6 protein-coding genes, 2 tRNA genes and 2 rRNA genes are annotated in these 13702 nt (G+C 40.4%); 5 read left to right on the forward strand and 5 right to left on the reverse strand.

The annotated features are described in order from the left end of the window. Nucleotides 1-47 precede the first annotated feature (47 nt). From kdpB to M4I44_RS10265, 5 genes are all read right to left on the reverse strand, one after another. The gene (gene kdpB, locus M4I44_RS10245) at nucleotides 48-2081 is read right to left on the reverse strand and encodes a potassium-transporting ATPase subunit KdpB (protein ID WP_249967218.1); all 2034 of its coding nucleotides are present in this window, start codon (nucleotides 2079-2081) and stop codon (nucleotides 48-50) included. 106 nt (nucleotides 2082-2187) lie between these two features. Further along, complete coding sequence (gene kdpA / locus M4I44_RS10250; protein WP_249967219.1) at nucleotides 2188-3906, reverse strand: potassium-transporting ATPase subunit KdpA; 1719 nt, start codon at nucleotides 3904-3906, stop codon at nucleotides 2188-2190. Nucleotides 3907-4036: 130 nt separating this feature from the next. Beyond that, nucleotides 4037-4114 (reverse strand): K(+)-transporting ATPase subunit F, encoded by a 78-nt coding sequence (kdpF, locus tag M4I44_RS10255; protein WP_072975519.1) that lies wholly within the window; start codon nucleotides 4112-4114, stop codon nucleotides 4037-4039. 198 nt (nucleotides 4115-4312) lie between these two features. After that, nucleotides 4313-4594 (reverse strand): hypothetical protein, encoded by a 282-nt coding sequence (locus M4I44_RS10260; RefSeq protein WP_202702669.1) that lies wholly within the window; start codon nucleotides 4592-4594, stop codon nucleotides 4313-4315. A 329-nt stretch (nucleotides 4595-4923) separates the two neighbouring features. After that, complete coding sequence (locus tag M4I44_RS10265; RefSeq protein ID WP_070905467.1) at nucleotides 4924-6267, reverse strand: sigma-54 dependent transcriptional regulator; 1344 nt, start codon at nucleotides 6265-6267, stop codon at nucleotides 4924-4926. A 439-nt stretch (nucleotides 6268-6706) separates the two neighbouring features. Here M4I44_RS10265 and M4I44_RS10270 point away from each other — a divergent pair, with 439 nt between their 5' ends. The 5 genes from M4I44_RS10270 (at nucleotide 6707) to M4I44_RS10290 (ending at nucleotide 13654) form a co-directional block, all read left to right on the forward strand. After that, on the forward strand, nucleotides 6707-7711 hold the full coding sequence (locus tag M4I44_RS10270) for an LLM class flavin-dependent oxidoreductase (RefSeq protein ID WP_249967220.1): 1005 nt from the start codon (nucleotides 6707-6709) through the stop codon (nucleotides 7709-7711). Between the two features lie 981 nt (nucleotides 7712-8692). Then, nucleotides 8693-10206 (forward strand): 16S ribosomal RNA (locus tag M4I44_RS10275). Nucleotides 10207-10331: 125 nt separating this feature from the next. After that, a tRNA-Ile gene (locus M4I44_RS10280) sits at nucleotides 10332-10405 on the forward strand. Nucleotides 10406-10547: 142 nt separating this feature from the next. After that, nucleotides 10548-10621: transfer RNA gene (locus M4I44_RS10285), tRNA-Ala, on the forward strand. 154 nt (nucleotides 10622-10775) lie between these two features. Next, nucleotides 10776-13654: ribosomal RNA gene (locus tag M4I44_RS10290) — 23S ribosomal RNA — on the forward strand. Together the 16S and 23S rRNA genes with 2 tRNA genes alongside form the textbook arrangement of a ribosomal RNA operon. The last annotated feature ends 48 nt before the right edge of the window (nucleotides 13655-13702 follow it).

Raw genomic sequence — 13702 nt, forward strand, 5'->3', positions numbered from 1 at the left:
GGAAAAACTCAGAATCTTAGCAGCTTAGTCCCTTAGTAACTTCATGTTTACATAAATAGAGCAACAACTATATCAATTAACTTAATTCCGATAAAAGGCACAAGCAAACCGCCTAAACCATAGATCAATAAGTTTCTTTTTAAGATCGCACTTGCTCCGATTGGTTTATAATCAACACCTCTTAAGGCTAATGGAATCAATATAGGAATAATCACCGCGTTAAAAATTACAGCCGATAAAATAGCACTTTCCGGACTGTGCAGACGCATGATATTTAAACCTTCCAATGCCGGGATTGCCGTGATGAAAAGGGCAGGAACAATAGCAAAATATTTCGCTACGTCATTGGCAATGGAGAAAGTGGTTAAAGTTCCTCGAGTCATTAATAACTGTTTTCCAATTTCGATGATCTCGATTAATTTTGTTGGATCATTGTCAAGATCCACCATGTTTCCGGCTTCTTTAGCGGCCTGTGTTCCGCTGTTCATGGCAACACCCACGTTAGCTTGTGCAAGGGCAGGAGCGTCATTGGTTCCGTCACCCATCATGGCAACTAGTTTACCCAGATTTTGTTCGTTTTTAATGTAGTTCATTTTATCCTCAGGTTTTGCTTCGGCGATAAAATCATCAACACCGGCAGCCTCGGCAATAAACTTCGCAGTAAGCGGATTATCTCCGGTTACCATTACCGTTTTAACTCCCATTTTTCTCAAACGGTCAAAACGTTCTTTCATTCCCGTTTTAATGATATCCTGTAATTCGATAACACCTTGTACCTGATTGTCTTTAATAACTACCAGTGGTGTTCCTCCTTTAGAAGAAATATCAATTACTTTTTGAGCAATATCTTCCGGGAAAGAGTTTCCGGCCTGAAGTGCAATGTTTTTTGCAGCATCCTGAGCTCCTTTTCTAATATTGGTACCGTCTTTTAAAACAACTCCGGAAGTTCTGGTTTCTGCGGTAAATTTGATTAAAGTAGCACCTTCAATGGATAATTTATTGGCAAGTTCGGCTCCAGCCAATTCCACGATACTTTTTCCTTCCGGAGTGTCATCTGCCAATGAACTTAGTACGGCAGATTTTATAAAATCTTCTTCTGAAACACCTTTCGCAGGATAAAAATTCGTTGCTTTTCTGTTTCCAATGGTGATGGTTCCGGTTTTATCCAAAAGTAAAACGTCAATATCTCCGGCGGTTTCAACTGCTTTTCCTGATTTTGTAATAACGTTAGCACGCAACGCTCTGTCCATACCCGCGATACCAATAGCTGAAAGCAAACCACCAATTGTAGTTGGAATTAAACAGACAAATAAAGAGATGAAAGCAGCAATTGTGATAGGTGCATTTGCATAATCTGCGAATGGTTTTAAAGTCACACAAACAATTACGAAGATCAAAGTAAAGGCAGCCAGTAAAATCGTCAAAGCAATTTCATTTGGTGTTTTCTGACGGCTTGCACCTTCTACCAGAGCAATCATTTTGTCCAAAAAGCTTTCGCCGGGTTCAGACGTTACAATTACTTTTATTTTGTCTGATAATACTTTTGTTCCACCGGTTACAGAGGATTTATCACCTCCGGCTTCTCTAATTACAGGAGCACTTTCTCCCGTAATGGCACTTTCGTCTATAGTAGCCAATCCTTCGATAATTTCACCGTCAGTGGCAATTAAATCACCTGATTCACAAATGAAGATGTCTCCTTTTTTCAATTCAGAAGAACTGATGTTTTTGATTTCTCCGTTAGGTAAAATTTGTCGGGCCGGAGTTTCTTCACGTGTTTTTCTTAAACTGTCGGCTTGTGCTTTTCCTCTGGCTTCAGCAATAGCTTCAGCAAAATTAGCAAACAATAAAGTGGCCAGTAAAATTAAAAATACAATTAAATTGTAAATGAAACTACCTTGATCTGCAGCTCCCATTAAAATGGAAACACAAACCGCAAACATAATGGCAGTTCCTATTTCTACGGTAAACATTACCGGATTTTTGATCATCAATTTTGGATTAAGCTTTACAAAAGACTGCACCAAGGCTTCTTTTACCTGTTTGCTTTCAAACAATGATGTGGATTTATTATGAGTCATTTTTCTTTGTGTAAAATGTTATTTGTGAAATGTTATTTGTGAGATGTAAGATGTAAAATGTTAATTGTGAATACGATTTCATTTTACACCTCATATTTCACATTTTTTACATGGTAAAGTATTCTGCCAATGGACCTAGAGCCAATGCCGGGAAGAATGATAAAGCAGCGATAATTGCGATTACGGCAAAAACCATTATTCCAAAAATTGTAGTATCCGTTTTTAAAGTTCCTGCACTTTCCGGGATGTATTTTTTACCTGCCAGTAAACCTGCGATAGCCAATGGTCCAACGATTGGAATAAAACGGCTTAACAATAAAACAATTCCTGTAGTGATATTCCAAAACGGATTATTATCTCCTAAACCTTCAAAGCCTGAGCCATTGTTGGCTGCACTTGAAGTATACTCGTATAACATTTCTGAGAATCCGTGATTTCCGGGATTGTTAAGCCAGCCTGTTGCGTTTCCGCTAAACCACCATCCCATTGCCGTATCGTTTGCCGCAAAATAAGAAGCTAAAGCAGTTCCGGATAAGATCAATAGTGGGTGAAGGATAGCAATAAAAGCGGCAATCTTAACTTCACGGGCTTCGATTTTCTTTCCTAAAAATTCAGGTGTTCGTCCTACCATCAATCCTGAAATAAATACAGCAAGAATAATGAAGATATAGAAGTTCAGAATACCAACACCACAACCACCGTAGAAGGCATTTACCATCATGGCAAGCAATTCCATAGCTCCTGAAACCGGCATTGAACTGTCGTGCATGCTATTTACAGAACCTGTAGAAATTACCGTTGTAGCAATACTCCAGAAGCCTGAAATGGCAGGTCCTAAACGAACCTCTTTTCCTTCCATTGCTCCGGTTGTCTGAGCAATTCCCATTTTCTCAATAGCAGGGTTTCCGTTGATTTCGCTCATTACCGTTGGGATAACAAGCAAGAGGAATCCAACCGTCATAACGCCAAAAATAACATAAGATAATTTTCTTTTTTTCAGATAAAAACCTAAAGCAAAAATCATGGCAAAAGGAACAATCAATTGTGCCCATAACTCAACCGCATTACTGAAATAGGTTGGGTTTTCCAGCGGATGTGATGAATTGGCTCCAAAAAAACCACCACCGTTTGTACCAATATGTTTAATAGCAATAAAGGCAGCAGCAGGTCCGCGGGAAACTTCTACCTGGTCACCTTGTAAAGTTGTAATAGCATCTTTTCCTTCAAACGTCATAGGAGTTCCGCTAAACAATAGAGCAACTGCTACAATAGCCGAAAGAGGCAATAAAATACGTGTACAGCTTTTGATGAAATAATTGTAAAAGTTACCCAGTTTTTCAGTTGTTCTTTCCTTCATTGCAGTGAACACCATTGCAGCTGCGGCCAGTCCTACACCGGCAGAGACAAATTGAAGAAACATTAGGAACATTTGTGACAGATAAGAAACACCGCTCTCTCCTGAATAATGCTGTAAATTACAATTGACAACAAATGAAATGGCAGTATTAAAAGCCAGATCCGGACTCATCGACGGGTTGTTATCGGGATTTAAAAACAATGATCCCTGGAACAATAAAATAAAGAAGCAAAGAAAGAACCAAATCATGTTAATACCTAAAAGAGCTTTTAAGTGTTGTTTCCAGTTCATTTCTTCAGTGGAATTGATACCACTGATTTTAAAGATAATTTTTTCAATTGGATTGAAAATTGGGTCAAAAAGTGTTTTGTCACCTAGATAAACTTTAGCAATATATTTTCCTATTGGAATGGCTAAAACTATCGTGATGATAAAAATACCAATGACACCTAGTAACTCTGTATTCATATTTTGTTTGTTAGAAATTAAATAAAGTTTAAGCTTTTACAGATACATGATAAGTATGATAAAGGCTAATGTCCAAGCCATGTAAACAGATACCAGAAATATTTTTTTGGATTGTGACTTTTTCATTTTTTTAGAATTTTTCGGGTTTGATTAATACGTAAACCAAATAGCCAAAAACGGCGATCGAAATAATAAATAGTGCTGTCATGATTTAGATTTTTTCAAAAAATTCAACAGATTTGAAACAGATGCCAAAGAGCAGGGCACCCAGTGCGAGTAAAAGAAAGGTGATTAACATAGATTATTGGATTATTAGATTATTTAGATTGTTGGATCATTAGATTTTTGAGATGTTAATTGCGAATATGAACTCATTTTACTTTTCACATCTTACAGTTTACTAAAATCAGACTCCTGAAGTATTAATTTGTCGGATGTATTCAGCCTTAAGCGTTTGTGGAAAAAGATGTGAAATATTGCAGTGACGCATTTCCATAAAAGAAGAAACAGAGAAAACATACACATTTGAAATGGCGTTTTTAGTTTCGAAACTTCCGCTGATGAATAGGCGTTCAGCAAGTGCAAGACATTTTTTTGCCCGAACAATATTGCCGGATATAATTGATTTTTTGGTTATCTCAGCAAAGCGTTCTGCTTGTTTGTAGATTGAAGTGACTTGATTTTTCATGAGAATGAATTTTTGTGTTCTTCCCACTTATGCCAAAAGTCAGACCTAAATTGTAAAGGAATAGGTAAGGTGTTGCTGATAAACGAATTGCGGGTTTGTGCCAAAAATGAGGCATAAAAAAAGCCTATCAAAATGATAAGCTTTTATTGAAATGATAAGGAAATTTTAAGTTGCTTGTGAAGTGTGAAAAGTAAAAAGTGAGGTGTAAAATGTAAAGAATAAGATGTGAAATGTAAGATGTAAAAGGTAAAATAGGATATTTAAAAAGTAAAAAGTCAGAATTTCACAAATCGCATTTCACATTATCACATTATCACATTGTCACATTACTACTGAATCCCATACTCGTCTAATTTTCGGTACAAAGTTGCAATGCCAATTTCGAGTAAACGGGCAGTTTCGGCTTTATTTCCTTTGGTATAATTTAAAACCTTCTGAATGTGCAGTTTTTCAATACTCTGCATCGAAAAGGCCGACATTTGCTTAGTGTTTTTCTCTGTTTCCTGTTGCATTTCGTATGGTAAAACAGCTGAGGTCAGCGTATCGTCACTGCTTAAAATAACCGACCTTTCGATAATGTTTTTAAGTTCACGAATATTTCCCGGCCAGGAATAATGTTCTAATTTATGGATAAAATCATCACTTATTTGTAATGTCTTTTTATTCGTTTTCTCAGAGAATTGTTTGACAAAAGTATGTGTTAAAAGCGCAATATCTTTTATTCTTTCACGTAATGGTGGCAGTGTAATCTCAAAAATGTTTAAACGGAAATACAAATCCGAACGAAAACGGTGTTCTTCGCTTTCTACTTTTAAATCTCTGTTTGTTGCGGCAATCAGTCTGAAATTTGATTTCTTTGGAGTGGTATCTCCAAGCGGAATGTACTCGCTGGTTTCTAAAACACGCAATAATTTGGCCTGCAGTTCAATAGGCATTTCCCCAATCTCATCCAGAAATAAAGTACCGCCATTGGCCTCTTCAATAAAACCTTTTTTATCTTTTAAAGCTCCTGTAAAAGCACCTTGTTTATGTCCGAAGAGCTCACTTTCGAGAATTTCTTTGCTGAAAGTACTGCAGTTTAAAGCGACAAAAGATTTACCTGTACGATTACTGTTTTCGTGAATAGCTTGTGCAAAAACCTCTTTTCCGGTGCCAGTTTCTCCAGTTAGCAAAACAGTCGAGTCCGTTTTAGCTACTTTTTTGGCTAAATCGATCACCTGTTCAATTCCTTTTGATTTTCCGATGATGGTACTGAAAGAGTATTTATCTCCGATGCGTTTTTCAAGCTGTTTTACCTTTTTTTGCAAATGCACTTTTTCGACAGCTTTATAGAGTAGTGGAATAATTTTATCATTATCGTCACCCTTTACAATATAATCGAAAGCACCATTTTTCATGGCCTGAACACCATCCGGAATATTTCCGAAAGCAGTAAGTAAAATCACTTCAATTAAAGGGAAGCTGGTTTTTATATTTTGCAAAAAGTCAACGCCATTTCCGTCAGGCAATTTTACATCACATAAAACGACATCAATATCAGTTTGTTCGAGTTTTTTAAAACCCGATTTCAAATCTTTGGCCTCAATCACTTCAAATCCTTCCGATTTAATAATGCGTGCGAGCAGACTTCTTAGTTTTTCTTCGTCGTCTATAATTAAAATTTTATGTGTCATTTGGGGATATTGTTAAAGCGGGGAGTTAATTTCGAGATACAAATTTACTCTTTAAATCTTTTGACTTACGTATTGTGGGATAAATTTGAAGAAAAAAAGGAGGGATGAATTCACGTTTAAAAAGTAAAGCTTCCTGTTTTTTCTGAAATTGCTCCAGCGGAGTAAAATGTTTCTGGGAAATGTAATTTTCAGGTATCAAAAAAGCTCCAGAGGAGCGAAATATAAATTTTTTGTGATGTTCCTGAATGAAGTGAAATATTTTTATAAATATAGAATCGATGTCTCTATTAGTTAAAAGCAATTATGCTAAGAGATTATTGAAAATTGTATTTATTATAGTGTTCTGTTCTTACGAAAGAAATATTATAAATCTATTAACAACAGAAAACAAAAGGTATCCATGTAAATGAAGTAGTTTTGTATTCTAGCATTTTTTTATATGAAAAACCCAATTTCAGTCTCATTATTAGAGCTCGCTATCATCACTCAGGATAGCAATGCCAAAGAAACATTTCAAAAAACAAAAGAAATAGCGCAACTAGCAGATAATTTAGGATACAAGCGATTTTGGCTTGCAGAACATCACAATATGGCACATGTTGCCAGTTCGGCTACGGTGGTGTTAATTGGTTATATTGCCAGTCAGACTCAAAATATTCGCGTAGGTTCCGGTGGAATCATGCTGCCCAATCATTCTCCTTTAATAGTAGCAGAGCAATTCGGGACCTTGGAAATACTTTATCCGGGCAGAATCGATTTAGGTTTAGGAAGAGCGCCCGGTACAGATCAACCAACGGCTGAAGCTATTCGAAAAGATTTCTTTGAACAGGCACAGCGATTTCCGCAAAACGTAACTAAACTTCAGGATTACTTCTCGGTAGAAAATGCAACAGCAAAAGTACGAGCATTCCCGGCCGAAGGAACAAATGTTCCTATCTGGATTTTAGGTTCAAGTATGGATAGTGCTGCCCTGGCTGCTGCTTATGGATTGCCTTATGCATTTGCAGGACATTTTGCTCCCCGACAAATGATACAGGCGTTTGAATTCTATCGTGAAAATTTTCAGGCATCAGATACATTGGATAAGCCTAAAACCATGGCGTGTGTCAATATAGTTGCCGCAGATACCAACGAAGAAGCGGAAAGATTGTCTACAAGTCTCTATCAGATGTTTTTAAATTTAATCCGAAACGACCGCAAAGGATTACAACCACCTGTAGATTCCCTTGATGATATTATGAGTGAAGAAGAACGCTTCCATGTGAATCAAATGACAGCCTGTACTTTTACCGGAGATAAAATACAGCTGGAGGCAGATCTTAAAAAGTTTATCAATTATGCACAGATCGACGAGTTAATGGTAACCAGTCCAATATTCGATCGTCAGGCTAAGCTTAAAAGTATTCAAATTACAAAAGAAGTAATCGATAGCCTAAATAAATAACTACATATATATAATAGTAGATTTTTTTATTGTACTTATTATAGTTACAACCCGACAGGTTTTCAAAACCTGTCGGGTTTGTTTTTTTTTACTACCTATCTATAAGGAGTGCTTCTGTCCAGCTAAGCGAAAATGCAAGAAAAGTAGTTTCTGTCCGGCTGAGCGAAGTCGAAGCTTGGTATTTGAGATTCTATACTATAATATAAGAGTAGTTTTTCTGTCCAGCTGAGCGAAGTCGAAGCTTTATCCCGCTATCCGCTGCAATCTTTTGCTTTTTAAAGGAAAAATCAAAAGGATTTCCACTACTATCGGGGCTAGGGTATGGGTTTTCAAAAGAAATAAGACAAGAAAAACAAAAACTTCGCGCCTTTGCGACTTTGCGAGATTAGTAAAAAACCAGTAAAAACGGGGCTTTGTATCTAAGAGTTTCATTTGAACGAAGAAAAACCTTTCAAACCTGAAAAAAGTTTAATTTGTAAAAGAAGAGTTATCAGGGCGTTAAGATAAAGTTTCGAAAAAGATTAAAAATAAGTTTAAAAAAAGCTTGTAAAAGCGAATAAAGTGACTACTTTTGCACCCGCAACAGCGATAAACGTTCACTGAAATACTGACAAGCGAAGGAATTAAAACGAAAAGAAATTTTCAAAAAAAGATTCCAAAAAGCTTGCGAGTAAAGAAAGAAAGTTTTAAGTTTGCACCCCGCAAAACAAGGGGAGTTCATTGAAAGATTGGTAAGGAGAGAAGTTAAAAACGAAAAGAAATTTTCTAAAAAAAACTTCAAAAAACTCTTGCCGATTAGAAATAAGTTTTCTACTTTTGCACCCGCTTTGAGAGACAAGCGAGATTAATAAAAAAGAATACGTTCGTAGACATATTGAATTGACAGCCGTCCCGATTAATCGGGACAAAAGAATAAGAGTAATAGAATCGTAAGATTCGAAAAGAACCGATAGATATCATCGCAATATAATATAAAAATATACGATGAAGAGTTTGATCCTGGCTCAGGATGAACGCTAGCGGCAGGCTTAACACATGCAAGTCGAGGGGTATATGTCTTCGGATATAGAGACCGGCGCACGGGTGCGTAACGCGTATGCAATCTACCTTTTACAGAGGGATAGCCCAGAGAAATTTGGATTAATACCTCATAGTATAGTGACTCGGCATCGAGATACTATTAAAGTCACAACGGTAAAAGATGAGCATGCGTCCCATTAGCTAGTTGGTAAGGTAACGGCTTACCAAGGCTACGATGGGTAGGGGTCCTGAGAGGGAGATCCCCCACACTGGTACTGAGACACGGACCAGACTCCTACGGGAGGCAGCAGTGAGGAATATTGGACAATGGGCGCAAGCCTGATCCAGCCATGCCGCGTGCAGGATGACGGTCCTATGGATTGTAAACTGCTTTTGTACGAGAAGAAACACTCCTACGTGTAGGAGCTTGACGGTATCGTAAGAATAAGGATCGGCTAACTCCGTGCCAGCAGCCGCGGTAATACGGAGGATCCAAGCGTTATCCGGAATCATTGGGTTTAAAGGGTCCGTAGGCGGTTTAGTAAGTCAGTGGTGAAAGCCCATCGCTCAACGGTGGAACGGCCATTGATACTGCTAAACTTGAATTATTAGGAAGTAACTAGAATATGTAGTGTAGCGGTGAAATGCTTAGAGATTACATGGAATACCAATTGCGAAGGCAGGTTACTACTAATGGATTGACGCTGATGGACGAAAGCGTGGGTAGCGAACAGGATTAGATACCCTGGTAGTCCACGCCGTAAACGATGGATACTAGCTGTTGGAAGCAATTTCAGTGGCTAAGCGAAAGTGATAAGTATCCCACCTGGGGAGTACGTTCGCAAGAATGAAACTCAAAGGAATTGACGGGGGCCCGCACAAGCGGTGGAGCATGTGGTTTAATTCGATGATACGCGAGGAACCTTACCAAGGCTTAAATGTAGTTTGACCGATTTGGAAACAGATCTTTCGCAAGACAAATTACAAGGTGCTGCATGGTTGTCGTCAGCTCGTGCCGTGAGGTGTCAGGTTAAGTCCTATAACGAGCGCAACCCCTGTTGTTAGTTGCCAGCGAGTCAAGTCGGGAACTCTAACAAGACTGCCAGTGCAAACTGTGAGGAAGGTGGGGATGACGTCAAATCATCACGGCCCTTACGCCTTGGGCTACACACGTGCTACAATGGCCGGTACAGAGAGCAGCCACTGGGCGACCAGGAGCGAATCTATAAAACCGGTCACAGTTCGGATCGGAGTCTGCAACTCGACTCCGTGAAGCTGGAATCGCTAGTAATCGGATATCAGCCATGATCCGGTGAATACGTTCCCGGGCCTTGTACACACCGCCCGTCAAGCCATGGAAGCTGGGGGTGCCTGAAGTCGGTGACCGCAAGGAGCTGCCTAGGGTAAAACTGGTAACTAGGGCTAAGTCGTAACAAGGTAGCCGTACCGGAAGGTGCGGCTGGAACACCTCCTTTCTAGAGCCTTACTGTTAGCCTAGTGCACGTTAAGGAAAAAAGATGATTATTTATGGGTCTCTGAATTGGAGATTGTATTACTCTTGCTGTTAATTTAAAAAAATGAAAGAATTAAGTAAAAACAGAGTCTCGTAGCTCAGCTGGTTAGAGTACTACACTGATAATGTAGGGGTCGGCAGTTCGAGTCTGCCCGGGACTACTTTTTAAAAAGAATTGATAATTAATAATTAACAATTGATAATTAAAAAGGACTGAAAGCTTAATTTAAAAGGAAATTTTAGAGGTTGAGTAACCGTTTTAAGTACTGTTAACTGAAAACTGTTAACTGACAACTAAAAAATGGGGGATTAGCTCAGCTGGCTAGAGCGCCTGCCTTGCACGCAGGAGGTCAACGGTTCGACTCCGTTATTCTCCACGAAATAATTGACAATTATCAATTGATAATTATTAATTATAAAAGTTCATTGACATATTGAGATAAGAAAATAATAAGAAAGTAGAAAGCGTTTTTTATTAGCAATAATAAAAGACAAAAAAAAACGGTCTTGTTTTAAGAAACAAGATTGGTACAATAAGCAAAATAAGGGCGTATGGGGGATGCCTAGGCTCTCAGAGGCGAAGAAGGACGTGATAAGCTGCGAAAAGCTACGGGGACGAGCACACATCGATTGATCCGTAGATATCCGAATGGGGCAACCCACTATGTTGAAGACATAGTACACCGATAGGTGGGCAAACCCGCTGAACTGAAACATCTAAGTAGGCGGAGGAGAAGAAAACAAAAGTGATTCCGTAAGTAGTGGCGAGCGAACGCGGATTAGCCCAAACCAATGATGTTACGGCATTGTTGGGGTTGTAGGACCACGACATTTTATGTACAAGGAACCGGAATCGACTGGAAAGTCGAGCCATAGAGAGTGATAGCCTCGTATGGGTAACAAGTATAATAGATAGTGGTATCCTGAGTAGGGCGGGGCACGTGAAACCCTGTCTGAATTTGGCGGGACCATCCGCTAAGGCTAAATACTCCTGAGAGACCGATAGTGAACCAGTACCGTGAGGGAAAGGTGAAAAGAACCGTGAATAACGGAGTGAAATAGATCCTGAAACCATACGCTTACAAGCGGTCGGAGCCCTTTTGTGGGGTGACGGCGTGCCTTTTGCATAATGAGCCTACGAGTTAACGTTGCTGGCAAGGTTAAGTGATTAAGTCACGGATCCGTAGCGAAAGCGAGTCTGAATAGGGCGCTTTAGTCAGTAGTGTTAGACGCGAAACCGTGTGATCTACCCATGGGCAGGATGAAGCGCTGGTAACACAGTGTGGAGGTCCGAACCGGTTGACGTTGAAAAGTCTTCGGATGACCTGTGGGTAGGGGTGAAAGGCCAATCAAACTCGGAAATAGCTCGTACTCCCCGAAATGCATTTAGGTGCAGCGTTATTTTAGTTATATAGAGGTAGAGCTACTGATTGGATGCGGGGGCTTCACCGCCTACCAATTCCTGACAAACTCCGAATGCTATATAATGATTGATAACAGTGAGGGCTTGGGTGCTAAGGTCCAAGTCCGAGAGGGAAAGAACCCAGACCATCAGCTAAGGTCCCCAAATATATGCTAAGTTGAAAGAACGAGGTTTGTCTGCCCAGACAGCTAGGATGTTGGCTTGGAAGCAGCCATTCATTTAAAGAGTGCGTAACAGCTCACTAGTCGAGCGGACGAGCATGGATAATAATCGGGCATAAGCATATTACCGAAGCTATGGATTTTGTAGTAATACAAAGTGGTAGGGGAGCATTCTAACAGGGTTGAAGGTGTATCGTAAGGTATGCTGGACTGGTTAGAAAAGAAAATGTAGGCATAAGTAACGATAATGCGGGCGAGAAACCCGCACACCGAAAAACTAAGGTTTCCACAGCTATGCTAATCAGCTGTGGGTTAGTCTGGTCCTAAGGCGAACCCGAAAGGGACAGTCGATGGCCAACGGGTTAATATTCCCGTACTACTAATTACTGTGATGGGGTGACGGAGTGATGAAAGCGCCGCGAACTGACGGAATAGTTCGTTGAAGTACCTAGCTATATTCTCTATAGGCAAATCCGTAGAGAATGGTGAAATACGATAGTACTCGGAGTCTTCGGACAAAGAGATAGTGCGCCTAAGGGCTTCCAAGAAAAACCTCTAAACTTCAGGTAATTAGTACCAGTACCGTAAACCGACACAGGTAGTTGAGGAGAGAATCCTAAGGTGCTCGAGAGATTCATGGCTAAGGAATTAGGCAAAATAGACCTGTAACTTCGGGAGAAAGGTCGCCAGCGCAAGCTGGCCGCAGTGAAGAGGTCCAGGCGACTGTTTATCAAAAACACAGGGCTCTGCAAAATCGTAAGATGAAGTATAGGGCCTGACACCTGCCCGGTGCTGGAAGGTTAAGAGGAGATGTTATCTTCGGAGAAGCATTGAATTGAAGCCCCAGTAAACGGCGGCCGTAACTATAACGGTCCTAAGGTAGCGAAATTCCTTGTCGGGTAAGTTCCGACCTGCACGAATGGTGTAACGATCTGGACACTGTCTCAGCCATGAGCTCGGTGAAATTGTAGTAACGGTGAAGATGCCGTTTACCCGCAGTGGGACGAAAAGACCCTGTGCACCTTTACTATAGCTTAGTATTGACCTTGGATAAATGATGTGTAGGATAGGTTGGAGACTGTGAAGTGGCGTCGCCAGGCGTTGTGGAGTCATTGTTGAAATACAACCCTTTGTTTATCTGAGGCCTAACTCTTCGATGAAGAGGACAGTGCTTGGTGGGTAGTTTGACTGGGGTGGTCGCCTCCAAAAGAGTAACGGAGGCTTCTAAAGGTTCCCTCAGTACGCTTGGTAACCGTGCGTAGAGTGCAATGGCATAAGGGAGCTTGACTGAGAGACATACAGGTCGATCAGGTACGAAAGTAGAGCATAGTGATCCGGTGGTTCCGCATGGAAGGGCCATCGCTCAAAGGATAAAAGGTACGCCGGGGATAACAGGCTGATCTCCCCCAAGAGCTCATATCGACGGGGGGGTTTGGCACCTCGATGTCGGCTCGTCACATCCTGGGGCTGGAGAAGGTCCCAAGGGTTGGGCTGTTCGCCCATTAAAGTGGCACGCGAGCTGGGTTCAGAACGTCGTGAGACAGTTCGGTCTCTATCTACTGTGGGCGTTAGAAATTTGAGTGGATCTGATTCTAGTACGAGAGGACCGAATTGGACAAACCTCTAGTGTATCTGTTGTCCCGCCAGGGGCACCGCAGAGTAGCTACGTTTGGAAGGGATAAGCGCTGAAAGCATATAAGCGCGAAACCCACCACAAGATGAGATTTCTTTTAAGGATCGTGGAAGATGACCACGTTGATAGGCTATAGATGTAAAGGCAGTAATGTCATAGTCGAGTAGTACTAATAATCCGTAAGCTTATGTACACCCTTTTCCCGATAGCGCAAGCTATCGGGAGGAAACTTTCTTAAGTA

The organism is Flavobacterium sp. B183, from assembly GCF_023539155.1.
Lineage (GTDB): Bacteria > Bacteroidota > Bacteroidia > Flavobacteriales > Flavobacteriaceae > Flavobacterium > Flavobacterium tructae.